At 62.4% G+C, this 25,639-nt stretch carries 24 protein-coding genes; 11 read left to right on the forward strand and 13 right to left on the reverse strand.

All coding sequences use genetic code 11. From position 1 onward, the window contains the following. Positions 1-89 precede the first annotated feature (89 nt). Complete coding sequence (locus tag BMZ10_RS22605) at positions 90-995, reverse strand: formate/nitrite transporter family protein (RefSeq protein WP_093467441.1); 906 nt, start codon at positions 993-995, stop codon at positions 90-92. A 153-nt stretch (positions 996-1,148) separates the two neighbouring features. Between BMZ10_RS22605 and BMZ10_RS22610 the strand changes: the two genes are divergently transcribed. Beyond that, entirely contained in the window at positions 1,149-1,634 is a 486-nt protein-coding gene (locus BMZ10_RS22610; protein ID WP_093467920.1) for a GNAT family N-acetyltransferase, read from the forward strand. 192 nt (positions 1,635-1,826) lie between these two features. Here BMZ10_RS22610 and pncA read toward each other — a convergent pair whose 3' ends face one another. From pncA to BMZ10_RS22635, 5 genes are all read right to left on the reverse strand, one after another. Continuing rightward, the gene (gene pncA / locus BMZ10_RS22615) at positions 1,827-2,477 is read right to left on the reverse strand and encodes a bifunctional nicotinamidase/pyrazinamidase (RefSeq protein WP_093467444.1); all 651 of its coding nucleotides are present in this window, start codon (positions 2,475-2,477) and stop codon (positions 1,827-1,829) included. 89 nt (positions 2,478-2,566) lie between these two features. After that, a complete protein-coding gene (locus BMZ10_RS22620) occupies positions 2,567-3,532 on the reverse strand; it encodes a D-2-hydroxyacid dehydrogenase family protein (RefSeq protein WP_093467447.1) in 966 nt (321 codons plus the stop codon). Positions 3,533-3,672: 140 nt separating this feature from the next. Further along, positions 3,673-4,326, reverse strand: coding sequence for a DUF1345 domain-containing protein (locus BMZ10_RS22625; RefSeq protein ID WP_093467450.1), 654 nt, complete (start codon positions 4,324-4,326; stop codon positions 3,673-3,675). A 143-nt stretch (positions 4,327-4,469) separates the two neighbouring features. Beyond that, positions 4,470-5,813 carry a glucarate dehydratase gene (gene gudD / locus BMZ10_RS22630; RefSeq protein ID WP_093467453.1) on the reverse strand — a complete coding sequence of 448 codons (1,344 nt, stop codon included), beginning with the start codon at positions 5,811-5,813 and terminating at the stop codon, positions 4,470-4,472. A 49-nt stretch (positions 5,814-5,862) separates the two neighbouring features. Beyond that, on the reverse strand, positions 5,863-7,212 hold the full coding sequence (locus BMZ10_RS22635; protein ID WP_093467456.1) for an MFS transporter: 1,350 nt from the start codon (positions 7,210-7,212) through the stop codon (positions 5,863-5,865). Between the two features lie 340 nt (positions 7,213-7,552). On the opposite strand from BMZ10_RS22635, the gene BMZ10_RS22640 reads away from it, so the two are divergent. After that, positions 7,553-8,266: a FadR/GntR family transcriptional regulator gene (locus BMZ10_RS22640; RefSeq protein WP_093467459.1), complete on the forward strand. Its 714-nt coding sequence runs from the start codon at positions 7,553-7,555 to the stop codon at positions 8,264-8,266. Between the two features lie 231 nt (positions 8,267-8,497). Here the strand turns inward: BMZ10_RS22640 and BMZ10_RS22645 are convergent, their stop codons facing one another. After that, positions 8,498-9,670: an alpha/beta fold hydrolase gene (locus BMZ10_RS22645; protein WP_093467462.1), complete on the reverse strand. Its 1,173-nt coding sequence runs from the start codon at positions 9,668-9,670 to the stop codon at positions 8,498-8,500. A 190-nt stretch (positions 9,671-9,860) separates the two neighbouring features. Between BMZ10_RS22645 and BMZ10_RS22650 the strand changes: the two genes are divergently transcribed. After that, positions 9,861-10,946 carry a sugar diacid recognition domain-containing protein gene (locus BMZ10_RS22650; RefSeq protein WP_093467465.1) on the forward strand — a complete coding sequence of 362 codons (1,086 nt, stop codon included), beginning with the start codon at positions 9,861-9,863 and terminating at the stop codon, positions 10,944-10,946. A 203-nt stretch (positions 10,947-11,149) separates the two neighbouring features. Then, complete coding sequence (locus BMZ10_RS22655; protein ID WP_093467468.1) at positions 11,150-12,286, forward strand: glycerate kinase; 1,137 nt, start codon at positions 11,150-11,152, stop codon at positions 12,284-12,286. A gap of 40 nt (positions 12,287-12,326) precedes the next feature. Here the strand turns inward: BMZ10_RS22655 and BMZ10_RS22660 are convergent, their stop codons facing one another. From BMZ10_RS22660 to BMZ10_RS22675, 4 genes are all read right to left on the reverse strand, one after another. Continuing rightward, positions 12,327-13,550 (reverse strand): cytochrome c biogenesis protein DipZ, encoded by a 1,224-nt coding sequence (locus tag BMZ10_RS22660; RefSeq protein WP_093467471.1) that lies wholly within the window; start codon positions 13,548-13,550, stop codon positions 12,327-12,329. 70 nt (positions 13,551-13,620) lie between these two features. Next, on the reverse strand, positions 13,621-13,881 hold the full coding sequence (locus BMZ10_RS22665) for a DUF2790 domain-containing protein (RefSeq protein WP_093467474.1): 261 nt from the start codon (positions 13,879-13,881) through the stop codon (positions 13,621-13,623). Positions 13,882-14,102: 221 nt separating this feature from the next. Beyond that, entirely contained in the window at positions 14,103-15,464 is a 1,362-nt protein-coding gene (locus tag BMZ10_RS22670; RefSeq protein WP_093467477.1) for a sensor histidine kinase, read from the reverse strand. Beyond that, complete coding sequence (locus tag BMZ10_RS22675; RefSeq protein ID WP_093467480.1) at positions 15,461-16,201, reverse strand: response regulator; 741 nt, start codon at positions 16,199-16,201, stop codon at positions 15,461-15,463. Before BMZ10_RS22675 ends, BMZ10_RS22670 begins: the two co-directional genes overlap by 4 nt. A 250-nt stretch (positions 16,202-16,451) precedes the next feature. On the opposite strand from BMZ10_RS22675, the gene BMZ10_RS22680 reads away from it, so the two are divergent. From BMZ10_RS22680 to BMZ10_RS22700, 5 genes are all read left to right on the forward strand, one after another. Next, positions 16,452-16,715, forward strand: coding sequence for a DUF2790 domain-containing protein (locus BMZ10_RS22680; protein WP_093467483.1), 264 nt, complete (start codon positions 16,452-16,454; stop codon positions 16,713-16,715). A gap of 93 nt (positions 16,716-16,808) precedes the next feature. Further along, positions 16,809-18,176: an epoxide hydrolase family protein gene (locus tag BMZ10_RS22685; protein WP_093467486.1), complete on the forward strand. Its 1,368-nt coding sequence runs from the start codon at positions 16,809-16,811 to the stop codon at positions 18,174-18,176. A 76-nt stretch (positions 18,177-18,252) separates the two neighbouring features. Then, the gene (locus BMZ10_RS22690) at positions 18,253-19,311 is read left to right on the forward strand and encodes an alpha/beta fold hydrolase (RefSeq protein WP_371266147.1); all 1,059 of its coding nucleotides are present in this window, start codon (positions 18,253-18,255) and stop codon (positions 19,309-19,311) included. A 22-nt stretch (positions 19,312-19,333) separates the two neighbouring features. After that, on the forward strand, positions 19,334-19,849 hold the full coding sequence (locus BMZ10_RS22695; protein WP_093467492.1) for a cytochrome P460 family protein: 516 nt from the start codon (positions 19,334-19,336) through the stop codon (positions 19,847-19,849). 23 nt (positions 19,850-19,872) lie between these two features. Beyond that, the gene (locus BMZ10_RS22700) at positions 19,873-20,649 is read left to right on the forward strand and encodes an alpha/beta fold hydrolase (RefSeq protein WP_093467495.1); all 777 of its coding nucleotides are present in this window, start codon (positions 19,873-19,875) and stop codon (positions 20,647-20,649) included. A gap of 285 nt (positions 20,650-20,934) precedes the next feature. Here BMZ10_RS22700 and BMZ10_RS22705 read toward each other — a convergent pair whose 3' ends face one another. Together BMZ10_RS22705 and BMZ10_RS22710 are read right to left on the reverse strand one after the other, a co-directional pair. Continuing rightward, positions 20,935-21,192, reverse strand: a complete 258-nt coding sequence (locus BMZ10_RS22705) for a DUF2790 domain-containing protein (RefSeq protein WP_093467498.1) — start codon at positions 21,190-21,192, stop codon at positions 20,935-20,937. A 477-nt stretch (positions 21,193-21,669) separates the two neighbouring features. Then, positions 21,670-23,199: an MFS transporter gene (locus BMZ10_RS22710; RefSeq protein WP_093467501.1), complete on the reverse strand. Its 1,530-nt coding sequence runs from the start codon at positions 23,197-23,199 to the stop codon at positions 21,670-21,672. Between the two features lie 196 nt (positions 23,200-23,395). On the opposite strand from BMZ10_RS22710, the gene BMZ10_RS22715 reads away from it, so the two are divergent. Continuing rightward, entirely contained in the window at positions 23,396-24,274 is an 879-nt protein-coding gene (locus BMZ10_RS22715; protein WP_093467504.1) for a LysR family transcriptional regulator, read from the forward strand. Positions 24,275-24,364: 90 nt separating this feature from the next. Then, positions 24,365-25,555: a CaiB/BaiF CoA transferase family protein gene (locus BMZ10_RS22720; protein ID WP_093467507.1), complete on the forward strand. Its 1,191-nt coding sequence runs from the start codon at positions 24,365-24,367 to the stop codon at positions 25,553-25,555. Positions 25,556-25,639: the final 84 nt, after the last annotated feature.

A 25,639-nucleotide genomic window follows, 5' to 3' on the forward strand; every position in this document is an offset into this window, starting at 1 on the left:
GCCTTTAAACGTCGCCGGAATTTCTTAAAAATAATTTAAGAAGAGCCCAGTGCATTGTTTTTGGCCGAACACTGGGCCCTGCGACTGCATCATGCGCCCTTGCCTTCGGCGTCTTCACGATCCTGAGCCGCGGATTGCTTGCGCTGTGATCCTTGTTTCTTCGGCGCGCCGCTCTCGCTGCGAATCTGCGCATGGCTGATCAACGCGAAGATGAAGCTGCCACCAATGATATTGCCGGCCAGGGTCGGGCCTGCGAACACCATCCAGAACTCCCTCCAGCTCAGCTCACCGGCGAAGACCAGATACGACACTTCCGCCGAACCCACGACGATGTGAGTGAAATCGCCCAGTGCCATTAGGTACGTGATCATCACGATGATCACGATCTTGGCGTTCTCCATCGACGCAATCATCCAGACCATCGTCGCGATCATCCAGCCTGAAATGATGCCTTTGGCGAACATCGTGTTCACATCGTTTTCCATGACCTTGCGGCCGATCTCGAGGAAAGCCGCGTCAGTCTTTGGATCGAAAATCGGCAGATGGAGCATGACGTAGGCCACCAGCAGGGTGCCGCACAGGTTGCCCACCAGCACCACGCTCCACAGCCGGAACAGGCGACCGACATTGCTCAGGGTGAACTTGGTCATCACCGGCAGAACCGCCGTGATGGTGTTTTCCGTGAACAGTTGCTGGCGTGCCAGGATCACCGCCAGAAAACCTGCGCTGTAACCGAAGCTGGCGATGGCCTTGAAGCCTTCGCCGTCGGGAAGCCTGGAATTGAGCAGCCCCATGGCCATCAGCGAAAGGCCCATGGTCAGGCCTGCTGCCAGTGCCGACCAGAACAGCGCCGCGACGTTGCGCTCAAGTTCCTGGTCGCCCTGCATGCGGATCGTCTCGTGCAGAACGGCCGCACGGGGCGGCTGGTTTTCATCGATATCGCGTTCTTCTTCGGGCGTCAGGCCCGGGGTCTTGCCGTCTTGTTCAGTGTCCATGCTGCTTCTCTTGGGTAGTCTGGCGGTTTGCTGAGGGAGACGGTCAGTTTTTTTCGGTGAACCTGCTGCGCCGTGCTGCTGGTTGAGACACAATCCGCTCCCCGTCGTTCGCCCCTGCGCGGCGGCCTTTTCATTGATTCGGGAGCCCCCACCGTGACCCTTCATATTCGAGACGCTACCCGCGCCGATGCCGCCGTGATTCTGGGCTTCATCACCGAGCTTGCGATCTACGAAAAAGCCGAGCACGAGGTCAAGGCCAGCGTCGCCGACATCGAGCGCAGCCTGTTTGACGAGCCGTCACCAGCCAAGGCGCTGATTTGCCTGCTGGACGACCAGCCCATCGGTTTTGAGGTGTATTTCCTCAGCTACTCGACGTGGCAGGGCCGCAAGGGGCTGTACCTGGAAGACCTGTTCGTATCTGCCAGCCAGCGCGGGATTGGCGCGGGCAAGCAACTGCTGCGGCATCTGGCGAAGATCGCCCATGACACCGGATGCGGTCGTTTCGAATGGAGCGTGCTGGACTGGAACCAGCCCGCGATCGATTTCTATAAATCGATTGGCGCCGAGCCGCAGGACGAGTGGGTGCGGTATCGGATGGAAGGGCAAGGACTGAAGCGGTTTGCGTTGGGGCAGGATTGACGAAGAGTTATCGTTTAAATCAGATCCTGTAGGAGCGTGGCTTGTCCCGCGAACGGCTGCGCAGCGGTCGTAAAACCTGTTTCCACGGTGTGTCTGATACACCGAGCAGTCTGGTTTTACTGCCACTTCGCGCCAGTTCGCGGGACAAACCACGCTCCTACAAAGCAAGCGCGTTGATGTTCAAAAGCGGGTTCAGCGAGTCACATCAGCACTATCAATCCGCACCACACCCGCTGCCGTCAGGTCCTGCCACGCCTTGTCCAGCGAGCCGTTCAGATCGATCGCCTTGCAGGCGTCCTCGATCACCCACGTATTGAACCCGGCCGCTCGCGCATCCAGCGCCGACCACGCCACACAGAAATCCAGCGCCAGACCGACCACGAACACGCTGTCGATGCCGCGCTCCTTCAGGTAGCCAGCCAGGCCGGTCTGGGTGCTGCGGTCTGCTTCGACGAAGGCCGAATAGCTGTCGATGCCGGCATTGCAGCCCTTGCGCAGGATCAGCTGGGCATGATCGATAACGAGGTCGGCGTGCAGCCGGGCGCCCTGCGTGCCCTGCACGCAATGGTCCGGCCACAGCGTCTGCGCACCGTAAGGCAGGGTGATGCTGTCGAACGGGCTGCGCCCGGCATGACTCGATGCGAAGGAAATATGCCCGGCAGGGTGCCAGTCCTGGGTGATCACCACGTTACGAAACTGCGCGCCGAGGCGGTTGACCAACGGCACCAGCGCGTCGCCCTCGGCCACCGCCAGTGCGCCGCCGGGCATGAAGTCGTATTGCATGTCGATGACCAGCAGCGCAGCACGCGGGTCGCCGGGCAACAGGTCGAGGGAAGTGGTCATCCTCTGAGTCCTTGAGAAGTGTCTGGAAATACCGCCATTGACGCACAGGCCCGCGCGGGCCGGTATTCACGTCAGTGGCGGCCGGTTCGTCAGGCGAAGACGCGGATCGGCTTGCCGGCATGCCAGGCCTGGATATCCTCGATCATCTGGCTGAAGAACATCTGGTAGTTGTTCTGAGTGACGTAGCCAACGTGCGGCGTTGCCAGCAGATTCGGCAGGCTGCGGAACGGATGGTCCTCGGGCAGCGGCTCGATACCGAAGACGTCCAGCGCCGCGCCGGCGATCTTCTTCTGCTGGAGAACTTCGATCAGGGCTTCTTCGTCGACAATCGGGCCGCGCGCGGTATTGACCAGGTAGGCCGTCGGCTTCATGCGATTCAAGGATTGCGCGTCCACCACACCGCGGCTGCGGTCGCTGAGCACCAGATTGACCGAAATCACGTCCGACTGCTCGAACAGTGCCTGCTTGCTGACATAAGTCACGCCGTGCTCGGCAGCGCGCTCGGCGGTGAGGTTTTCACTCCAGGCGATCACGTTCATGTCGAACGCCTGGGCGTAACGGGCGATCTTCTGGCCAATGCTGCCCAGACCCACGATGCCCAGCGTCTTGCCGTACAGGTCGCTGCCGATGCCGATCTGCCAGTTCCCGGCGCGCAGCGAATTGGCCTCGTCGACGATGTTGCGCGTCGCCGCCATGATCAGCGCCCAGGTCAGTTCGGGCGCTGCGTATTTGTAGCTGTCAGTGCCCACGACCGTGATGCCCAGACGCGCTGCGGCCTTGAGGTCCAGTGCGGCATTACGCATGCCGCCGGTGACCAGCAGCTTCAGATTGGGCAGCTGGCTGAGCAGGGCGTCGTCGAAGATCGTGCGCTCGCGCATCACGCAGATCACGTCGAAATCTTTCAGGCGGGCGACCATCGCCGCGGTATCGGCGGGATAGTCGTGGAGGAACGTGACGTTGCCGATCGGCTTGAGGGCTGTCCAGTCCACCACGTCTTGTGCAACGGATTGCCAGTCATCGAGTACGGCAATTCTCAGCGCGGAATCCTGAGTCATCTATCTGGGCCTCGTTCAAGGAGCACATTGGATTTGTGGCGCTCACAGTACGCCTGAGCAAGTGTAGGAGCGAATTTTTTCGCGATGCGAGGGTGCAGGCAACAGAGGGATGCGAGTGTCCCGGCGTCTTGCGAAGTGGCTCAGTTGAACAGGCCGGCGGCAATGTTGATCGAGAACCCGAGTATCGAGGTGTTGAACAGGAAGCCGATCAGCGATTGCACCAGCACCACTTTGCGCAGGCCTCGGGTGGCGACGCCGACGTCCGAGGTCTGCACGGCAACGCTGATGGTGAAGGAGAAGTAGAGGAAATCCCAGTAATCAGGGTTCTGCTCGCCGTCGGCGAAGCGCAGGGCGGCCTTTTCACCGTTCCAGGTGTAGAACATCCGCGCGTAGTGCAGGCTGAACACCACGCCGGTCAGCAGCCACGAACCGATAATCGTGAAGCCGGTAAACGCGTAATGCAGCGCCTTGTCGCTGGCTGTCATGCCCTTGATGCCCGCCAGTTCCAGAACGATGGCGGCCAGGCTCGCGAGCGCCGCAACGCTCACCACCATCAGCACCAGACCGGCGTTTTCGTCTTCAACTTCGGCGATGCGTCTGACGTCTTCGGCATTGGATTTGAACGTGCGCTGCATGATCAGGATCATGTAAATCCACCCGGCGACGTTCCAGGCGATCAGGCATTTGCTGGTCAGTGTGATGTCAGGTGCAATGAATGAAGCGGCGATCCCGGCGGCAACTCCGAGTCCAGTGGCGATGGTCAGGCGAGGGTGAGTCTGGGTGAGATGGGACATGGACGACATCGCAGCAGTGGAATGGGCAAACCATAGCATGCGGTGATGGTACCGGCGGATGAAGAAAAACGGCGCGCAAGGGGTTACGCGCCGGTCGCCAGTCGGCAATTTACGTGGATCGGTTCAAGCCGGGCAGGCCTGTTTCAGCGGACCAGGCACGGCTGCTTGTTGTTGAATTTCCAGTCTGGAACGAGGAACTGCATGGCCACGCTGTCATCGCGCGCGCCCAGGCCCATGCCTTTGTACAGCTCATGCGCCTTGGCCACCTGGTCCATGTCGATTTCCACGCCCAGCCCCGGCTTCTTCGGCACTTGCACGTTGCCGCCGATGATCTGCAACGGCGCTTTGGTCAGACGCTGACCGTCCTGCCAGATCCAGTGCGTGTCGATCGCGGTAATGTTGCCCGGCGCAGCGGCGGCCGCGTGGGTGAACATCGCCAGAGAGATGTCGAAGTGGTTGTTGGAATGCGAGCCCCAGGTCAGGCCCCATTCGTTGCACATCTGCGCCACGCGCACCGAGCCTTGCATGGTCCAGAAATGCGGGTCCGCCAGTGGGATGTCCACCGACTGCAACTGGATCGCGTGGCCCATCTCGCGCCAGTCGGTGGCGATCATGTTCGTGGCCGTGCGAAGGCCGGTGGCGCGGCGGAATTCGGCCATCACCTCGCGTCCCGAGTAACCGTTTTCCGCACCGCACGGGTCTTCGGCGTACGCCAGCACCTTATGTTGATCGCGGCACAGACGAATGGCTTCTTTCAACGACCAGGCGCCGTTCGGGTCAAGGGTGATGCGCGCTTTCGGAAAACGCTCGGCCAGCGCGGTCACCGCTTCGATTTCCGCATCGCCGCTGAGCACGCCGCCCTTGAGCTTGAAGTCCTCGAAACCGTATTGCGCGTACGCTGCCTCGGCCAGACGCACCACGGCTTCCGGGGTCAGGGCCTCCTCGTGACGCACGCGAAACCAGTCGTTCTCGGCGTCGTTTTCCGTGCGATAGGGCAGGTTGGTTTTCTTCTGGTCGCCGACGTAGAACAGGTAACCGAGCATTTTCACCTGGTCGCGTTGCTGGCCTTCGCCGAGCAGGGCCGCCACCGGCACTTCCAGGTGCTGGCCAAGCAGGTCGAGCACGGCCGCTTCGATGCCCGTCACTGCGTGAATCGTGATGCGCAGGTCGAACGTCTGCAGGCCGCGACCGCCGGCGTCGCGTTCGGCAAAAGTGCGGCGCACGTCATTGAGAATTTTCTGATAGTCGCCAACGGTGCTGCCGACGACCAGCGAGCGGGCGTCTTCCAGGGTCTGACGAATTTTCTCACCGCCAGGAATCTCGCCGACACCGGTATGCCCGGCGTTGTCCTTGAGGATGACAATGTTGCGGGTGAAATAAGGCCCGTGGGCGCCGCTCAGGTTGAGCAGCATGTCGTCATGGCCGGCAACCGGAATGACCTGCATCTCGGTGATGACGGGAGTGCTGCCGGAGTTCTGTGTGGTCATGGCTAAATCCTTAGTGGTACGTGAAGCCGTAGCAACGAGGTTTCAGGGATCAGGAATGGCTGGCGGTTGCGCTGACTTTTTCGACTGGCACGGCACCGGGCTTTGGCGTCGTGCGCACGGTGAATACCAGAATCGCGGCGATGATTGAGGTCGCGGTCAAGCCGTAGAGGCCGCCCTGGATGGAGCCGGTCTGCTGTTCGAGGATGCCGAAGGTGGTCGGCGCAACGAAGCCGCCAAGGTTGCCCACCGAGTTGATCAACGCGATGACGCCTGCGGCGATGCGTGCATCCAGGTAGCCCTGCGGGATTGGCCAGAACAGCGACGAAGCCGATTTGAAGCCCATGGCCGCGAAGCAGATGGCGATGAACGCGAAAACCGGGCCGCCGGTGGTGGACATGAACATCCCTGCGGCTGCAATCAGCAATGCCGTCGCGACCCATGCCTGCTGATGCTTCCACTTGGCCGACAATGAGGCGAAGCCGTACATGCAGACGATGGCGATGAACCAGGGAATCGAGTTGAATAAGCCGACCTGGAAGTCGGTCAGATCGCCCATTTTCTTGATGATGCTGGGCAGCCAGAACGTCGCGGCATAAATGGTCAGTTGGATGAAGAAATACATCAGGCAGAACAGGATGATCTGCGGATCCTTGAGCAGCTTGCCAATGGTCAGCTTGACCGGGCTCGCGGCCTCACGGGCACGCTGTTCGGCGTCGATGGCCTCGACCAGCGCGTCCTTTTCGGCGGCGCTCAGCCACTTGGCATCGTGGGGTTTGGAGTCCAGCCAGAACCAGACGAAGAAGCACAGGCCGACCGAGAACATCCCCTCGATGAAGTACATCCACTGCCAGCCGTGCATGCCCAGGCCTTCGATCTGCAGCAGCAGGCCGGAGAGCGGTCCGGAAATCAGCGAGGCGAATGCCGAGCCGCTGAGGAAGATCGCAATCGCCTTGCCCCGTTCGACGCTTGGCAGCCAGCGGGTGAAGTAATAGATCACCCCGGGGAAGAACCCTGCCTCGGCCACACCCAGCAGAAAACGCAGGATGTAGAAATGGGTTTCGGTCTGGATGAACGCCATGCCGGCGGCCACCAGACCCCAGGTCAGCATGATGCGGGTCAGCCAGATGCGTGCGCCGACCTTCTGCAGAAGGATGTTGGAGGGGACTTCGAACAGCGCGTACGCGATGAAGAACAAGCCGGCGCCGAAGCCGTAGGCAGCAGCGCCGATGCCCAGGTCATGTTCCATGTGACTACGTACGAAGCCGATATTGACCCGGTCGATGTAGTTGACGATGAACATGATGACGAACAGCGGCAGGATGTGGCGTTTGACTTTCGAGACCGCCGACAGCAAGACGGAATCGTCCGCGTCATGCACCCGAGATGAGGATGTGTTCACTCTGATTAACTCCCACTGATTATTTTTATGCGGGTTGGAGCGTCTGTGTGTGACAAGGTGTGTGCGCCTTGTTGTTAGTCATCATACAAGTTAGGGCGGCTTGCGCAACCGGTTTTGCGGGGCTTGCAGGAATTTTTTTGCCGGAATAATCTTGCTTGTCTGACAAGTTGAATAAGTGGCTGCCAGCCTTGAGAAGCCCTGTTTTGCGGGTGTTCGGCTATTCGTATAGCGCTTGCTGCTGTTCGCAAGCGGCGGTGGAATCGACCGGTCGAGCCCGAGAAAGTACAAGTGCGCCGGATGCGATTCCGACGTAAAATCTGCCACTGATCGGACAACCTCCATGCCGATGCCATCTACCACCGCCCCGAAGAGACGCCAGCACAGTCTCGCCACCGATCTGGTCACCGATCTGAGTCAGCGCATCCTGATGGGCCGCATCGCACCAGGTGCCAAGCTGCCGTCCGAGAGCGAAATCGTCCGCGAGCATGGCGTCAGCCGGACAGTCGTGCGCGAAGCCATTTCCAAGTTGCAGGCTTCAGGGCTGGTGGAAACCCATCAGGGCAAGGGCACCTTCGTGTTGCCGCGTTCGGAGCAGAGCGGCTTGCACCTTAAGATGGAGACCGTGTTCAGCGTGCGGCACATCATCGAACTGCGCATGGGGCTTGAAACCCAGGCCGTCGCCCTGGCGGCACAGCGTCGTACTCAGGAGCAACTGGTGGCGATGCGCGCGGCGCTGGATGACTATCAGGATCTGCTCGCCAAAGAGGACAGCTGCGTGGAAGCAGACCGGCGCTTTCATCTGTTAATCGCCGAGGCGACGGGCAATCCTTATTTCGTCGAAATTCTGCAGAACCTCGGCAACGCCGTTATCCCGCGCAGCCGCATCGCCTCGAGCGAGCGCGCAGGGTCGAGCCTCACGCACCATGCTTACCTGGCGAACCTTGAACACGAGGCGATCCTGGCCGCCATCCGCCGCCAGGACCCCGACGCCGCACGCGCCGCCATGTGGACACACCTGAGCAACAGCCGCGAACGGCTGGCACCTGTGGAATAAGGGAAACCAGCCTTCCCGGCTAAAGCCAGTCCTACGGAAAGGTTGCTGCGTCTGTAGGACCGGCTTCAGCCGGGAAGAGGCCGGTGCATCCGACGGCTATGCAGTGGCTGCGAATCAGCCTTCGCGAGCAAGCTCGCTCCCACGAAATGTGTGTCTGGTCAGAGAGCTCGGGAATGCCCGAGATCCTTGTGGGAGTGAGCTTGCTCACGAAGGCGTCGGTGATACCGCCGGCTATCCAGGACCTGTCCCCAGAACCCCAGCCATGACGCCCGTCTGCCATTCGAAATATGGGTTGTAGGTCAGGCGGGCGAACACTTTGCCCGGTTCGCGGTGGCCCCAGTCGGAGTACCACACGGGCTCGCCGTCCAGGCATTTGCGCATGGCTTCGGTTTCCTGTCCGTTCCAGCAGATCCTCTGATTGCCGTCCTTGCCATAGAGAGGGTCGTCCGGGGAGAACATCAGGCCCATGTGCGAGAACTGGGCGATGCGGTACGCCGGCATAAAGTCATTGCGCACCAACACCCGAGGCGTTTTCGCCGCCGTGGCAGGGTTGTCGCCGTACCAGATGAGGCGGCTGTCGGGATGGTTGAAGCGTGTGTTGAAGGTGTCCAGCACGAAAGCGGTGTCGAGCACCGAATCGTGCTGGGTGATGGCGACAAACACCGGCTTGTCGTAAGGCACCTGTTTCAGATGCTTCTGCGCCAGCAGCGCGCTGCGATAGAACTGCGCGAAGCCATTGGTGGGCACGTTCAAGTAGCGCACCGGCGTTTGCATGGGTCGTATGCCGTCGTCGGGCTTGGCCAGCCAGGGGCGGAACCAGCCGATGTATTGCGTGAGCCAGGCGTAGGTGTTTTCGGGTTTGAACGCAGGAGAAAACAGCACCAGCCCGGCGATTTCCGGGTGTTCATAGGCGTAGTCGAGCACCAGATTCGCGCCGGTGGAGAACCCGCCCAAGTACACCGTCGGGACCTCGCGCTGCAGAATCTGCGTCTGTTCGCGCACCACTTGCTGCCATTGCCCCAGCGTGACGTCGAGCATGTCGGCCGGCTTGCTGCCGTGCCCCGGCAACAGCACCGTGCGCACCAGAAAACCCTGTTGGGCGAGTTTCTGGCCGACATCGTTGAACGACCACGGCGAGTCGCCCAGGCCATGTACCAGCAAGATGCCGCGCGTGGGCGCTGCGTCGGGACGCCATTCGCGGGGCGCATTCCACTCGATTTCGGCAGCATGATCGTCGGTCTGGAAGGTGCGATTCTGCTGCATCCACGCGATGGTCTGCTGGCGGTAGTCGGCGAAGCTTGCCTGGCCCAGAGGCACCTCGCCGGAGGCGCAGGCCTGCAAGGTCAGGGCGCATAAAAGCAGTGCTGGACGGCAGAGAAGGGCGCGCACGATGGGCTTTGGCATAGGGGAACGGCTGGCTCGACATGTCAGAAGGAGATTTGGCACTGTGCCATGGCTGGCGTGCGCCGGGTATCTGCAGGCTCGCCATCGGGGCAGGAACTTCACGCAAAAATCAGGCAGACTCCGCTGAATTATAAAAACCCTATCGTGATGTGTATGAACGCTCAACCACTGTTTTCAATGGAAGCATGCCATGTTCGCCCTTGATCATGCCCTGGCGCAGGACATCGTCGATCGGGCGATGGCGATCCTGCCGTGCAACGTCAACGTGATGGACTACCTGGGCATCATCATCGGCAGCGGTGAGGCGGAGCGTCTGTATACGCGTCATGAAGGGGCGCAGCTGGTGTTGGCCAACCGCCGCGTGGTGGAAATCGATTCGCATACCGCCAGACAACTCAACGGCGTGCGACCGGGGGTGAACCTGCCATTGATGCTCGATCATCAACTGGTGGGCGTGTTGGGCATCACCGGCGAACCGGACCAGGTGCGTGTGTACGCGGAGCTGGTGAAAATGACTGCGGAAATGCTCATGGAGCATCGGCGCCAGCAGGCCGATCAGCAATGGCGCCATCAGCGCAGCGAGGACCTGCTGTCGCGCCTGTTGCTGGGCGACAGCGCCGCGCACCTGATTGTCGAAGCCGAGCAACTGGGTCTGCAGCCACAGCTGCCGCGCCAGGCCGTCCTGCTTGAGCTGCCGCCGGAGTCCAGTCATGCCGGTCAGGTGGCCGCGTGGCTCAACGGACGGTATGCCAACAGTTGGTGCGTCTCCTGCGAGCCGGGCCTGATCTACTGGTGCCGCGCTGCCGGCAAGGACCGTGATGATGCGTTGCTGCTGGCGCAGTTCGACGAACAGGGCTGGCCGATGCAACGCATGCTGACGGTCGAGCCCTCGACGGATCTGACCACATTGCGCAACGCCTGCTCCGCCGCCCGGGACCTCCTCGACTACGCCCGGCACATTCAGCCGCACCTGAAATTGCTGCGTCTGGCCAGTCATCGCCTGGCCGTGCTGTTCTGGCGCAACCGCCATGACTGGCTGGCCGAAGGCGTCGCCGAACCGATCGCGCGCCTGCAAGGCAACGTGCAATTGCTCGATACGTTGCGCGCATGGTTCGACTACAGCGGCGAAAGTCAGGCCTGCGCCGATGCGCTGGGCATCCATCGCAACAGCTTGCGTTATCGCCTGGAGAAGATCGCCGAGGTCAGCGGTTGCGACCCTTATCGCACCGGCGACCTGCTGCGCTTGTATCTGGGCATGCAGATGGTGCCCCGCTGAGCCAGACGTGCCGCGTCGAGGAGCGATTACCGGTCCATCGCCTCGACTTCGACCCTTGCGCGCACGCGCTTTATCCACCTGCGCGCAAACCGCAGGTTTTTTTGTTCGGATGAACAACGCACCGAGGCGGCGGTTGTGCGAAGGTCAGGCGGAATGTCCTGGAGATAATGAGAAGATCGCGATCATCGGATAAGGAGAACAATATGAAAATCGTCATCGCCCCGGATTCCTTCAAGGACAGCCTGAGCGCCCAAGGCGTGGCGCAGGCCATCGCCAGCGGACTGCGAGAAGTGTGGCCGCAGGCCAGTCTTATCGAATGCCCCATGGCGGACGGCGGCGAAGGCACCATCGAGGCCGTACTGGCCGCCTGCGATGGCCAGTGGATGACGCGTCAGGTCAGCGGACCGCTTGGCCAGCCGGTGCAGGCGCAGTGGGGATGGCTGGCGCAGACACGCACCGCGATCATCGAAATGGCCATGGCCAGCGGACTGCAGCTGTTGGCGCTCGAGGAACGCGATGCCACCGTGACCAGCACCTACGGCACCGGCGAGCTGATCAGCGCGGCGCTGGACGAAGGCGCGCAGCGCATTATTCTGGCGATCGGCGGTTCGGCCACCAACGACGCAGGCACCGGCATGCTTGCAGCGCTGGGCGCACGTTTCCTGGACCGCGACCACCAAGCCCTGCCAGCGGGTGGTCTGGCGCTGGCGCAAGTTGCACACATCGATCTGCAGGGCCTGGACTCACGGGTTAAAGGCGTGCAGTTCGAGGTGGCCGCCGACGTCAACAACCCGCTGTGCGGGCCCCACGGCGCATCGCATATCTTTGGCCCGCAGAAGGGCGCGTCCACCGAGCAAGTGCTGGCGCTGGACGCTGCGCTGGCGCATTTCGCCGAGTGCTCAAAGGAGGTGCTGGGCAAGGACGAGAGCGAATACCCCGGCAGCGGCGCCGCCGGTGGCATGGGCTTCGCGGCCAGGGCCTACCTGAACGCGTCGTTCCGTCCGGGCGTTGAAGTCGTGGCGGACCTGACCGGGCTGGAAGCGGCCCTCGAAGATGCCGATCTGGTCATCACCGGAGAAGGGCGTTTCGATGCGCAGACCTTGCGAGGCAAGACGCCGTTTGGCGTGGCGAAGATCGCCCGGCGGCGCAATGTGCCAGTGATCGTGCTGGCCGGAACCCTGGGTGATGGCTACGCCGACCTTTACGAGCACGGCATCAGCGCCGCGTTTGCCCTGACCAGCGGCCCGATGACCCTGGATCAGGCCTGCCGTGACGCCGCCGTCCTGCTTCACGATCGTGCGCGGGATCTGGCGCGGGTCTGGGCGCTGGCCGCACGGTGAATCCGCGCAGCCACGCTGTCGGTCTGCCCGCAGGCATGGGTCAGCGAGAGGCCGACGTGTCGTGTCTGGCCTCGTCGAGAAGTTGCCGGATCACCTGTTCCTGAGTGTCATAGCTGCCTTCGCCGAAATGGGTGTACCGGATCTGGCCTTTGGCATCGATGAGGTAATGCGCTGGCCAGTACTGATTGTCGAAGGCTCTCCAGATCGCATAGTCGTTGTCGATGGCGATCGGGTAGTTGAGGCCCAGCTTCGTCACGTTTTTTCGCACGTTGTCCACGACCCGCTCGAAGGGGTATTCCGGCGTGTGCACACCGATCACCACCAGACCGTCCTTCCCATACTTTTTCGCCCACTCGTTGACGTGAGGAATGCTGTGCTGGCAATTGATGCAGTCGAAGGTCCAGAAGTCCACCAGCACCACCTTGCCGCGCAGCGACTCATCAGTGAGCGGTGGTGAGTTGAGCCATTGCACCGCGCCGGACAGCGACGGCATCTGACCCTTGCTGCTGAGGTCAGGGACGGTGGCCGCCTTCACGTTGTCGACCACGTAATCGACAAGCTTCGGCACCCCGCTGAGCAATGTCTGCTCCACGCTGGCGGCACGTTGCGACGAGGTCCCGGCGAGCAGCTGGCTTTCGGAGCCGGTGGCAATGACGCCCGCCACCAGCAGCGCGACAACGCCGGTGCCGCGCCGCAGCCAGGCGGTGACCGGCAGCGACAGTTTCAGTCTGGACACCAGCCCGCGCCCGGCGAAGATCAGTGTCCCCAGGGAAACCGCACTGCCCACTCCGTAGGCCAGCAATAACAGGCTGGTCTGGGCGCTGGGCCCTTGCAGCATCGCACCGGTCAGGATGATCCCCAGCACCGGCCCGGCACACGGCGCCCAGAGCAGCCCGGTGGCGACCCCGATCATCAGCGACGCGGCAGGTCCGGACATGCGTCGGGTGGCCGGATCGAGACGATTGCCGAGCGCGACCAGCGGGCGCGTCAGCCAATGACCGATCCTGGCCGAAAGCAGTGACAGGGCGAACAGCACCAGCACCGCCAGCGCGAGGTGACGGCCGATGCCGTTGGCCGTCACCACCCAGTCGCTGCTGACCACCGCCAGGCTTGAGACCAAGGCAAAGGTGATGCTCAAGCCGAGCAGCGTCAGGAAGATCGACGACGCAGAGCGGTCGGCGCGGGCGAACAGAAAGGGTACGACGGGGAGGATGCACGGGCTGAGCACCGTCACCACGCCGCCCAGGAATGCGATCAGCAACATGTGGAGCTACCTGTATCAAGTGAGGGCAGGCGTTTAAGCACTGCCCGGAAGGACCCCGTGTCGGGCGTGATCAATTGTCGTGACAGCCGCCGGAGAGGCTCTGGTAATTGAGCACCTGGGTCTGATCCATCGAGTCCAGGTAGGTGAGCTGGGACGTGACCACGGCGCAGGCCGGGCTGGTGGTTTCCTTGGAGGCGATGACTTTCTTGATGTCCAGATGAGTGCCGTAGGTGTACGTCTGCGGCGTGATCAAGTCCTGCGCCTGAGCCGTAAAGGCACCGAGGCTCAGGGCGGCAAACAGGGTGGCGATCGAAAGGTTTTTCCAGTTCATGGCGTTCTCCAGTGCGTTCAAGGATAGGTTTCGAGTGGTCTTGTGCGTCACTCGATGGAGCCTATTGAACGACGTGGAGGTATCGCGGATGTGTCGCGAAATGGCCCGATTAAATCGCCAAGTGTCTGTCGGGGCTCTAGATACAGTGCGATACAAAAAGGCCGCGCGGCGATCACTGGTCCGGATCGTGCGCGGCCTGGGCCGAGTGGAGTGCCTGGCAGCTATCGGGCGGGAAGATCGACAGCACTGTCGCCGACGACCTTTCTGACCGGGCCGGTGATTCTGGCCGGCAGCGTCAGCTCGGCGCACAGGCCGCCGCCTTCCCGGTTGTACAGCGTCAATGTGCCTTGCAGGGTCAGCGCCAGTTGTTGCGCGATCGCAAGGCCCAGTCCTGTGCCGCCGGTTTCACGGTTTCGCGAGCTTTCCACGCGATAGAACGGCTTCACGACTTCAGCCAGTTGATGCTCTGCGATCCCCGGGCCACGGTCCAGCACCTGGATGAGCATGCCGCCGTCGGGTCGGGTGTCGACGCGGATTTCCACCTGCGAGCCGAATTTCAGCGCGTTGTCCGTAAGGTTCACCAGCACTCGGCGCAGCGCGTGAGGGCGGGTTTCGATGGCGGCGCCGCTGCCTGGGGCAAACAGCACCTGCTTGCCGGTGTCGAGGTAATCGAAGACCAGGCTTTGCACGAACGCGTCCATATCGACGCGCCGACCCGGCTCGCTGGACCCGGCCATGCTCCGCGCGTAGGCCACGCCTTCCTGAACCAGATGCTGCATTTCAGTCAGGTCATTGCACAGCTTGTCCTTTTCCGCCGAGTCATCCATGAACTCGACCCGCAGCTTCATGCGCGTGATGGGGGTCTGCAGATCGTGGGAGATCGCGGCCAGCAACTGCATGCGTTCTTTGACGTGGGTAGCGATGCGCTCCTGCAAGGTGTTGACGGCCACTGCCGCGTACACCACTTCGACAGGGCCTTCTTCGGCAAGCGGTTCTCCCTGACCGTTTGGATCGAGGCCGTCCACCGCGCTGGACAGCCGCGTGAGCGGGCGAATCACCGTGCGCACCGCCAGCCACGTGCATCCCAGCAACAGCAGCAATTGCGCCACCAGCACGGCCGGAAGCCAGGGCGACAGCGGCGAGATGGAAGGGCGCACGTCGATCGTCAGCGGGCTGCCGTCCTTCAGACGCAAATGCGCCTGATAGTGCGGACGAACGTCTTTGATGGTGGTGAAGGTCAGCGCATAGTCGCGGCCCAGGGTCGCCAGCATCGAGCGCACCGACACCGGCGCAGTGCTCATGTCCATCGCCGAGCCTGGCTGCCCCTCGTCGAGCTGATAGCGATAGTTCGGGTGTTCGAATCGTGGCAGCCAGGCGGCTCGCTCATCGGCAGGCAGGCGTTCGAGCACCGCGACCGACGTGGTGAGGTCCTGCTCCAGATTGCCCAGCATCAACGTCATCGCGCTCTGGTAGCGCTCGTAGAACTGCAACCCGAACGACAGCCCGTGAGCGACGACCAGGCTCACCAGAAAAATGAGCGTCAGTCGCGCGGCCAGCGTGCGCGGCCAGCGGGGCGTCTTCATGACGCGTCCCCGAGGATTTCGACCGGATAGGTGAACACATACCCCTCGCTGCGCACGGTTTTGATGTAAGCCGGGTCGCGGGCATCGTCCAGCAGTCGCTGTCGCAATCGACTGACCAGCAGGTCGATGGACCGGTCGAAGAGGTCGGCGTCGCGACCCTGGGTGAGGTTCAGCAGTTGGTCGCGACTGAGTACGCGCTGTGGATGATCGAGGAATACCCGCAACAGGCGGTATTCTCCGCCGCTCACCGCGACGATGGTGCCTTCGCTGTCGAGCAGGTGGCGAGCCGTGGTATCCAGGCGCCATTTGCCGAAAGCCAGCAGACGGCCTGCTTCGCTGACGATCAGGTTGGGCGGCAGCATGCGCGTGCGCCGCAATACTGCGTTGATCCGCGCCAGCAGTTCCCGCGCCACGAACGGTTTGACAAGGTAGTCGTCGGCGCCCATTTCCAGGCCAATGATGCGGTCGGTGTCATCGTTGCGCGCGGTGAGCATCAGAATCGGCGTCGCTTTGTGTTTGCCTGCGCGCAGCTCGCGGCAGAGCACCAGCCCATCGTCGCCGGGCATCATGATGTCCATCACGATCAGGTCCACCGGGGTCGACTCCAGAAACGCACGCATCTGTCGCCCATCGGCCACCACCGTGGTGCGCAGACCGTTTTTCTGCAGGTAGTTGCCGACCAGTTCCCTGATTTCACGGTCATCGTCGACGATGAGAATGTGATCTACGTGCTCCACCGGGCTTACCTCTGACTGTTGTTATCAGTCGACGTTTTAGAGACTCGCAGGGCCTGCCGTCAATCAGATCCGGAAGTCATTTCGCATTTATGTATCGTTTTGTATCTGGGCCATGGGGGGATACACAACGTTGCTTTTCTGCCGGGTCCACGACACATGCGCGATACCTCGCCAGCGCTTAATGAGCTCCATCGAGACGGGCCAGTCCCACTCGAACCACCTCACTCATTGAACGCCCGGAGATCGCACCATGAACTGGAAAAACCTCAGCCTCGCTTCGCTGTTCGCACTCTTGACCCTTGGCACTGCTGGCGCTCAGGCGCAGGACGTCGTCAAGGCGCACACCTACATGTACGGCGAGCACCTGGACATCGCCAAAGTGCTGTCGGTCAACGAAGCGTCGCCGTCCGTCTGCGGCATCGTCAAATCCCGCCTGACCTACCTCGATTCCGCCGGTGCGGCTCACGCCGTGGACTACCGCAGCATCAATCAGGACTGCGGACAGGACAACTGATTGTGAAGCTCGCCGGTCCGGCAGCCACGCTGCACACCGGCACCCGCCCGGGCCATTTGCGCCCGTCGCTCATCGACTGACAGGACATTCATCATGAGTACAGTTCCGCCCACGTTCGTCTGGCCGCGTTGCCTGGCCACTTCCGTAAAAGCCGGCGTCCTCGGGCTCGCCATGCTGGCAGGTGGCAACGCCGCCTGGGCCGCTTCTTCGGCGCCTGACGCTTCGCCAACCGCCGCAGCCACCGACGCGTCCGAGGCGATCCGGCCTTATCGGATTCACGTCGACGAGGCCCGGCTGACCGATCTGCGTACGCGGATCGCGGCCACCCGCTGGCCGGACAAAGAAACCGTCAGCGACGTGTCGCAAGGCGTGCAACTGGCCCAGGTCCAGGCGCTGGTCAAGTACTGGGGCAATGGCTACGACTGGCGCAAGGCCGAGGCGAAACTCAATGCCTTGCCTGAGTTCATCACCACTATCGACGGCGTGGACATCCAGTTCATTCACGTGCGTTCGCACAACCCCAACGCCATGCCGCTGATTCTGACCCACGGCTGGCCGGGCTCGCAGTTCGAGTTCCTCAAGACCATCGGCCCGCTGACCGATCCGGTGGCCTACGGCGGCAAGGTGGAGGACTCGTTCGACGTGGTCATTCCTTCGATACCCGGCCATGGCTTTTCCGGCAAACCGACCGAAACCGGCTGGGGCCCCGACCGTGTCGCCAAGGCCTGGGATGTGCTGATGAAACGCCTTGGCTACAGCCATTACGTTTCTCAGGGCGGCGATCATGGTTCGGTCATTTCCGACGCGCTCGGCCGTTTGAATCCGCCCGGTCTGTTGGGCATACACCTGAACATGCCCGCCACCGTGCCGCCTGAGCTGGTGAGGCCGATCAACGCCGGCGACGCCGCGCCGGCCGGTCTCGAAGGCGCGGAACGCAAGGCGTTCGATTCGCTCAGCGGCTTCTTCGGTCGCAACGCTGCGTATGGCGCAATGATGGTGACCCGACCGCAGACCATCGGTTATCTGCTGGCCGATTCGCCGACCGGCACCGCCGCATGGATGTACGAGAAGTTCGCCGCCTGGACCGACAGCGACGGTCAGCCTGAGAAGGTGCTCAGCCGCGATGAGATGCTCGATGACATCAGCTTGTACTGGCTGACCAACACCGGCGCTTCGTCCTCCCGGTTCTATTGGGAGAACAACAACAATAATTTCAGTGCCGCCGCCCAGAAAACCTCGGATATCAAGGTCCCGGTGGCCATCACGGTGTTCCCTCACGAGATCTATCAGGCGCCGAAAAGCTGGGCACAGCGCGCTTATCCGTCGCTCTCCTATTACAGCCAGGTGAGCAAGGGCGGCCACTTCGCTTCCTGGGAGCAGCCGCAACTGTTCAGTGAAGAACTGCGCGAGGCGTTCCGTCCGCTTCGTACCCGCCTCGACGCGTCCGGAACGCACGAGTAACCGCATCTTTATCTGATTTCAGCCCGTCGCCGCCGCTGGCGGCTCGTTAAGGAGAACTATCATGAGCTTGACCTCGATGAACCCGAATGCCTCAGTCCGCCGTCGTCGGATGCTGGTTCCGTCACTGATCGCGGCCGCATTGCTGCAACTGGGCGCACTGGCGGGCGGCGCTGCCCAGGCCAGCGCTGCCGAAGTCCCCGCTGCCACGATCGACGCCATTACGCCAGGCACCACGACTTCCTTCGGTGAACTCAAGCACGTCAAGGCCGGTGTGCTGGATGTTTCCTATGCCGAACTCGGCCCGGCCGATGGACCCGTTGTCATCCTGCTGCACGGCTGGCCCTACGATATTCACAGCTACACCGATGTTGCGCCGGCACTGGCACAGAAGGGTTACCGCGTGCTGATCCCGTCCGCCCGCGGTTATGGCGACACACATTTTCTCTCGTCCAAGACCCTGCGCAACGGCCAGCCCGCCGCGCTGGCGTCCGATCTGATCGCGTTCATGGACGCGCTGCACGTTCAAAAGGCGGTGTTGGGCGGGTATGACTGGGGCGCGCGTACTGCGGACATCGTCGCAGCGCTGTGGCCGGAACGGGTGAAAGCGCTGGTGGCGGTGAGCGGCTATCTGATCGGCAGCCAGGAGGCGGGCAAAGCGCCGCTGCCCCCCGCTGCAGAGTTGCAGTGGTGGTATCAGTTCTATTTCGCCACCGAGCGGGGCCGTGTGGGGTATGAAAAGAACACCCATGATTTCGCCAAACTGATCTGGAAGCTCGCCTCGCCCCAATGGGCATTCGACGACGCAACCTTCGACCGCAGCGCTGCTTCGCTGCAGAACCCGGATCACGTGGCCGTTTCGGTCTTCAACTATCGCTGGCGCCTGAACCTGATCAAGGGTGAGCCTCAATATGACGCGATCGAGAAGAAACTCGCGGCGTTTCCTTCCATCGGTGTGCCGACCATCACCCTCGAAGGCGACGCAAACGGTGCGCCGCACCCTCCGGCGGAGGCCTATGCCAAGCGTTTCACCGGTAAATACCAATACCGTCTGATCACCGGCGGAATCGGCCACAACCTGCCACAAGAGGCGCCACAGGCCTTCGCCCAGGCAGTGATCGATGCCGATCATCTCTGAGCGGCTGACCAGGAGAAACTCCATGAAACCCAGACATCTGGCGTTGTGGTCCGGCGCGCTGGCATCGCTTGCGCTCACCCTCGGCGGCGTCGCAGCGGCCGACGCCGGTGCGAGTGCCGACGAAGTTTCACCGATCTATGGCGTGCACCTTCCTGAGGGTTATCGCAAATGGGAGCTGATCGCACCGGCCGTTGAAGCGGCGCCACTGAATGAGCTGCGTGCGGTGGTCGGCAATGACATCGCGGTCAAGGCCTACCAGGACGGCACGTTGCCGTTCCCTGACGGCACGGTGCTGGTGAAGCGCGCCTGGAAACACGTGCAATCGCCCGAATTCGAGTCGGCGTCAATCCCGGGTGCCGCCACCACCGTGCAGGTCATGGTCAAGGATTCGCAGAAATACGCAGCGACCGGCGGCTGGGGCTTCGGCCGTTTCGTTAACGGCAAGCCGGTTGATCAGGCGCAGCACGAGACCTGTTTTGCCTGCCACCAGGCGCGCGTCCAGAACCACGATTTCGTCTTTACCCGCTACGCCCCATAACCCGATTGATAACGGAATTTTCCATGAAAAAAATCATTGCTTCCATTGCCTTCGCGACCAGTCTTCTGGCGGGCGGCACTGCCTTCGCCCAGACTGAAAAACCCACGGTCGTGCTGGTCCATGGCGCCTTCGCCGACGCCTCCAGCTGGAACGGCGTGGTCGGCATCCTGGAAAAGGACGGCTACCGTGTCATCGCAGCCGCCAACCCGCTGCGCGGGGTCAAAAGCGACGCCGATTCGGTCGCCGCGATCCTCTCCAGCGTGCAGTCGCCGGTCGTGCTGGTGGGTCATTCCTACGGTGGCAACGTGATCAGCGCCGCCGCCAACGGCCACGCCAACGTCAAGGCGCTGGTCTATGTGAGCGCCTTCGCCCCGGATACCGGTGAGACCGTCGCGGGGCTCGCCGGCAAATTCCCCGGCAGCACGCTCGGCCCGACGCTGGCAGCGCCAGTGCCGTTGGCCGATGGCGGAAAGGATCTGTACATCCGTCAGGATAAATTCCGCGACCAGTTCGCGGCCGACGTTCCGGTCGCCGAGGCGGCCTTGATGGCCGCCACGCAACGTCCGGTGACCGAGGCGGCACTGAACGAGGCATCGGGCGTTCCGGCCTGGAAGCACATCCCGTCGTGGTACATCTATGGCGACAAGGACAAGAACATTCCAGCCCAGGCCATGGCGTTCATGGCGCAACGCGCGCACGCCAAAGCGGTGGAGGTGGTGAAGGGGGCTTCTCACGTGGTGATGGTCTCCAATCCGGCGCCCGTTGCACACCTGATCGAACAGGCCGCTGCGAGCCAGTGATTCACGCGCGGGTCATTCGCTCCGCCGACAAGCGGGCGCTGAAACCGTGTAGGCGTGAGCTTGCCAGCGATTCCAACCGCTGCTGGTATTGCGGATTACCGGCGTCTTCGTGAGCAGGCGTGCAGACGCAACCGGGGTCTGAGCAATCAGGGAAGACCGGCAGCAGGTCGTAATTGACCTGTCAGTTCAACGAGGTGTCGCAGAGAAGGGGAGAGGCCGCCATTATTGTTCTGGCCCGCGCGGGCGGGTTCAGGCGGCCTGTCTCTCACGGGCGAGGTTTACGGATCAATTGTCGCCCAGGCAGTTGTTACCGTTGGTTTCGTAGCGCAGGGTGTGGGCCTTGCCCATGTGATCGACGTAGCTGAGGTCTACTGGCCGAACGCCGCAGAAATTCAGGCTAGGCGTCTTGGTGACCTGAGCGATGTCCAGCTTGGTGCCGTAGGTGTAGTCCTGCACCTGCGGCATGTTTTTCATGTCGGCGTTGGCGGTCAGGGCAAAGCTGCTCAGGGCGGTCAGGGTCAGGGCGATCAGTGTGGTTTTCATAATGGCTTCCTTCATATCGGGGAATGACTTTCTTGAGCCCGTATGACGAAGCCCGACCAGGGTTATTCCCGCCGGAACGAAATTAAATCCACGAGCGCCTGGAACATGCCGTGGCATGGCCGTACCGGGCTCTTCCCGGCTGAAGCCGGTCCTACAGATGCCGCAAGCGTTTTGTAGGCCCGACTGAAGCCAGTCCTAGAGATTGCGCGAGCGTTTTGTAGGACCGGCTTTAGCCGGGAAGGCGTCGAGTGTTACGCCGCTGATCGAAGGAGGCGTTCAACGACAGTTGGCTCACTCCCACAGAGATCTCCGGGTATTCCCGAACTCTTCGGCCACACCCAACTCCCGTTGGAGCGCGCTTGCCCGCGAAGACTGGTTTCCAGCCGAAGCATCTTCGGCGGACACACCGGCCAGTTCGCGGGCAAGCGCGCTCCTACAAGGGTAATGCGTGGCTGACGGGTATCGAGCCAGGGCACTTCAGGCGACTTTCACCTGCATGACCGGAATCGGTTTGCGCATCAGCGTGCCCACCAGGCCTGCCGCGAACAGTGCCGTGCATCCGGCGGTCCACAACACGGTCGCGAAGCCACTGACGAAGGCTTGCTGTGCCAGTGGCTGCGCCACTTGCCGGGCGTCGCTGTCGAGCAGGTGCAGCGCGGCGCTCATGTCGCCGGCGACTACCCGCGAGGCGATGGACTGTGCCTGATCGAGCCAGAAAGGAGCGGCGATATGGAGACTCGCCTGCAGCGCGCTCAAGGTGTGGCTGGCGAGCAAGGCCCCGTAGGTGCCAACGGCCAGCATGATTGCGCTGAAGCGCATCGTGGTGCTCATGCCCGATGCCATGCCGGTTCGCTCGCGGGGCACACACGCCATGATGTTTTTCTGCGTGTCGCCGTTGAGCAGCCCGGCACCCGCGCCGGTGACCGCCATGGCCAGCGCGAAGGCCGGATAACCGCCGACCCCGGTCGCCCAGGCGCACAGCAGGTTGCCGATACCGACCAGGCTCAGACCCAGCGCCATCATCGCCGCCGGCGACAGATTGCGTGACAGCGTCGTGCCCAGACGCGGGCACAGCAGCATGGTGATCGCGAACGGCAACATGCTCAATCCCGAGTCGATGGCGCTGAATCCCAGCCCGTTCTGCAGATAAAACGGCAACAACGTCATCATCACCTGTGCGCAGCCGGCATAGGCAAACATGCCCAGCAAGGCGCCGATGAAACGTGGCGACCGGAACAATTGCAGATCGACCATCGGTCGGCGCTGCACGCGTTCCACCAGAAAAAACAGCGCCAGCAGCAGGCCGCCGCCCGCCAGGCGGGCAAAGGTGAGCGGGTTGTCCCAGCCGATCCGGTTGGCCTCGATCAGGCCCCAGATCAAGCTCAGCAGACTGGCACTGAAAAACAGACTGCCCCAGGGATCGAGGCGCGCCGATTGCTCGTTACGTGATTCGCCGATGTTGCGCACCACCATGGCCAACAACAGCAGCCCCACGGGCAGGTTGAGGTAGAAGATCCAGCGCCAGCCGATGCCCTCGGCAATCAGCCCGCCCACAGTCGGCGCCGCTGTCATCGCCACCCCCATGCACGCGCCCCAGAATGCCCAGGCCTTGGCGCGCTCGGCTTCGTCGTGGAAGACGTGGCCAATGGTCGCCAGCGCCGAAGTCAGCAACAGCGCCGCGCCGACGCCCTTGATCGCACGCGCGAGGTCGAGCGTCAGGATGTCCGGCGCGGCGCCACAGCCCAACGAGGCAGCGATGAACAACGCCAGGCCCGTCAACATCATCTTTTTGCGTCCGAAACGGTCGGCGAGACTGCCGGCGGGCAGCAACAACGCTGCAAACGCCAGCATGTAGGCGCTGACCACCCATTCGATGTCGGCAAAACCCGCTCCCAGATCCCTGGCGATGCTCGGCAGCGTGACCGCGACGATGTTGGTGTCGAGCACGATCAACGAACACACGCCCGAGGCGGTGAGCAGGGTCATGCGCGGGCTGGGCTGTGACATTTGATGACTCCGGTCAGGTGTTAGGTTGCAGCTAATGAACAGGTTCAGACGCGAGATCCGTCGTCAGCGTGCGCAGTGGACGGGGGTGATGCATCGCGCCGCTGTGCCGGCTGTCGGCTGGATACAGAATATTCCGGGATGGCTTATGCTTCGTTACCTGCGCTCAGCATTCTTATTACCCATCAGGTAATGACTCATGGAAATCCGACATTTTCGCTATTTCCTGGCGGTGGCCCGGCATCGGCATTTCACCCGTGCAGCCGAGCAGCTGGGGATCGCGCCGCCGACCCTGACCCGACAGATCCAGGACCTCGAAAGCGCCCTCGGCACACGGCTGTTCGTGCGCGAACAGCGCGAAGTCAGGCTGACCGATGCCGGCAAGGCGCTGCAGGTGGAGGCTGAGCTTGCGGTACGGCAATTCGAGACCGCGCAGTACAACGTACAACGCGCCGGGCGCGGTGAGGCTGGCAAGATCGAACTGGGTTACGTGGCGTCTGCGGTGTTTTCCGGCGTGCTGCAGCAGCAGGTCGGTGAGTTTCGCCAGCGCTATGCGGACGTTGAATTCAGCATCAATGAATACCTGATGCCGACCCTGCCGCGCTGGGTCGAAGAGGGCCGCCTCGATGTCGGGTTCATCCGCTCGCCCATGAACCTGCCCGACTCGGTCAGTGCGCTCAAACTGCTGACCGAAAGGTTCGCGCTGGCGCTGCCGGACAGCGCCTGGCTGTGCAAGCTCAAGTCCATCCACGCGGCGCACCTGCAGAACGAAACGTTCATTCTCCCGGAGCAGATTTCCGGGACGCTGGAGGTGGCAGCGCAGGGCGGTTTTGCGCCGACGCTGGGGCCGCAGCCGGGCGGGCTGGTGTCGGTCATTGCGCTGGTCAGTCTCGGGCAGGGCGTTGCGGTGGTGCCGGAGTCGGTCGTCGATCACATTCGCCTGCCGAACGTGGTGTACCGGCGCATCGATGACTGCCAGCCCACGTCCTCGCTTTCGCTGATCCACCGTCGCTACGAGAAGGCCCCGGCGGTCATTCGCTTCATCGACCACGTCAGGGAAACCCGGGCGTCTGAATGAAAACAATGCCCCGTCGGGCAATTTTGGATTTTCAGCCTCGCCTTGAGGGCGGACAATTGCCCTCACTTTTCGAACAACAAAGGGCGCGTCATGCAAAAGCCTCTGCAAGGGATTCGAGTCATTGAGCTGGGGCAACTGATTGCCGGGCCGTTTGCGGCCAAGATGCTGGGTGAGTTCGGTGCCGATGTAGTCAAGATCGAACCGCCGGGCACCGGAGACCCGTTGCGCAAATGGCGCCTGCTGCATGAAGGCACGTCGGTGTGGTGGGCCGTGTCCTCGCGCAACAAACGCTCGGTGACGCTGGACCTACGCGAGCCGGACGCTCAGGAGGTGGTGCGCAGATTGATCGCCGACGCCGATGTGCTGGTGGAAAATTTCCGGCCGGGCACGCTGGAAGGGTGGGGACTTGGCTGGAAAGAGCTGCATGCATTGAATCCACGACTGGTGATGCTGCGGGTCTCCGGGTACGGCCAGACCGGCCCGTACCGCGACCGTCCGGGTTTCGGCGTGGTCGGCGAGGCAATGGGCGGCCTGCGGCATCTGTCGGGCGAGCCCGGTCGCACGCCAGTGCGCGTGGGGGTTTCCATCGGTGACTCGCTCTCGGCCTTGCACGGCGTCATTGGCGTATTACTGGCGTTGCGTCATCGCGACCAGAACGGTGGCGAAGGCCAGGAAATCGACGTCGCGCTCTACGAGTCGGTGTTCAACATGATGGAGAGCCTGATCCCTGAGTACTCGGTCTTTGGCGCCGTCCGGGCACCGGCCGGCAGCAGCCTGCCTGGCATCGCACCCTCCAATGCCTATCGCTGCCGCGACGGCCGGTACGCGCTGATCGCAGGCAACGGCGACAGCATTTACCAGCGCCTGATGGCCCTGATCGAGCGGCCTGACCTGGCGAACGACCCGGCCTTGGCCCACAACGACGGGCGGGTCAGGCAGGTCGAGCTGATCGATGCGGCCATTTCCGCCTGGGCCGCCAGCCTTGACCTCGATGACGTGCTTGCCAGGCTCACCGCTGCGCGGATCCCGGCAGGCAAGATCTACGACGCCGCCGACATCGCCAGCGACCCGCATTACCGGGCCCGCGACATGCTGCTCGACAGCCACCTCGATGACGGCACACCCGTGACCTTGCCCGGCATCGTGCCCAAGCTCGGCACCACGCCCGGCGGCGTTCAGCGTCCGGCACCGACATTGGGCCAGCACACTGACGAAGTCCTCGAACAACTGGGTATCAACGCCGAACAGCGCGCCGCCTGGCGCGCCCGTGGATTGATCTGAAACGCAGACACATCAGGCGCGCCAGCTGCCGCTGAACGGGGCTGGCGGGTCTGCAGTTCTATGACTGTCCGTTCTGTGCGAAGG

It is taken from the genome of Pseudomonas sp. NFR16 (assembly GCF_900108875.1).
Lineage (GTDB): Bacteria > Pseudomonadota > Gammaproteobacteria > Pseudomonadales > Pseudomonadaceae > Aquipseudomonas.

Coding starts and splice junctions, on each gene's coding strand:
- BMZ10_RS22650 (WP_093467465.1), top strand. CDS start 9,861: ATGTTCGCCCTTGATCATGCCCTGGCGCAGGACATCGTCGATCGGGCG.
- BMZ10_RS22685 (WP_093467486.1), top strand. CDS start 16,809: ATGAGTACAGTTCCGCCCACGTTCGTCTGGCCGCGTTGCCTGGCCACT.
- BMZ10_RS22645 (WP_093467462.1), bottom strand. CDS start 9,670: ATGCCAAAGCCCATCGTGCGCGCCCTTCTCTGCCGTCCAGCACTGCTT.
- BMZ10_RS22670 (WP_093467477.1), bottom strand. CDS start 15,464: ATGAAGACGCCCCGCTGGCCGCGCACGCTGGCCGCGCGACTGACGCTC.
- pncA (WP_093467444.1), bottom strand. CDS start 2,477: ATGACCACTTCCCTCGACCTGTTGCCCGGCGACCCGCGTGCTGCGCTG.
- BMZ10_RS22625 (WP_093467450.1), bottom strand. CDS start 4,326: ATGTCCCATCTCACCCAGACTCACCCTCGCCTGACCATCGCCACTGGA.
- BMZ10_RS22705 (WP_093467498.1), bottom strand. CDS start 21,192: ATGAAAACCACACTGATCGCCCTGACCCTGACCGCCCTGAGCAGCTTT.
- BMZ10_RS22655 (WP_093467468.1), top strand. CDS start 11,150: ATGAAAATCGTCATCGCCCCGGATTCCTTCAAGGACAGCCTGAGCGCC.
- BMZ10_RS22665 (WP_093467474.1), bottom strand. CDS start 13,881: ATGAACTGGAAAAACCTTTCGATCGCCACCCTGTTTGCCGCCCTGAGC.
- BMZ10_RS22695 (WP_093467492.1), top strand. CDS start 19,334: ATGAAACCCAGACATCTGGCGTTGTGGTCCGGCGCGCTGGCATCGCTT.
- BMZ10_RS22660 (WP_093467471.1), bottom strand. CDS start 13,550: ATGTTGCTGATCGCATTCCTGGGCGGCGTGGTGACGGTGCTCAGCCCG.
- BMZ10_RS22640 (WP_093467459.1), top strand. CDS start 7,553: ATGCCGATGCCATCTACCACCGCCCCGAAGAGACGCCAGCACAGTCTC.
- gudD (WP_093467453.1), bottom strand. CDS start 5,813: ATGACCACACAGAACTCCGGCAGCACTCCCGTCATCACCGAGATGCAG.
- BMZ10_RS22620 (WP_093467447.1), bottom strand. CDS start 3,532: ATGACTCAGGATTCCGCGCTGAGAATTGCCGTACTCGATGACTGGCAA.
- BMZ10_RS22720 (WP_093467507.1), top strand. CDS start 24,365: ATGCAAAAGCCTCTGCAAGGGATTCGAGTCATTGAGCTGGGGCAACTG.
- BMZ10_RS22700 (WP_093467495.1), top strand. CDS start 19,873: ATGAAAAAAATCATTGCTTCCATTGCCTTCGCGACCAGTCTTCTGGCG.
- BMZ10_RS22680 (WP_093467483.1), top strand. CDS start 16,452: ATGAACTGGAAAAACCTCAGCCTCGCTTCGCTGTTCGCACTCTTGACC.
- BMZ10_RS22690 (WP_371266147.1), top strand. CDS start 18,253: ATGAACCCGAATGCCTCAGTCCGCCGTCGTCGGATGCTGGTTCCGTCA.
- BMZ10_RS22710 (WP_093467501.1), bottom strand. CDS start 23,199: ATGTCACAGCCCAGCCCGCGCATGACCCTGCTCACCGCCTCGGGCGTG.
- BMZ10_RS22715 (WP_093467504.1), top strand. CDS start 23,396: ATGGAAATCCGACATTTTCGCTATTTCCTGGCGGTGGCCCGGCATCGG.
- BMZ10_RS22605 (WP_093467441.1), bottom strand. CDS start 995: ATGGACACTGAACAAGACGGCAAGACCCCGGGCCTGACGCCCGAAGAA.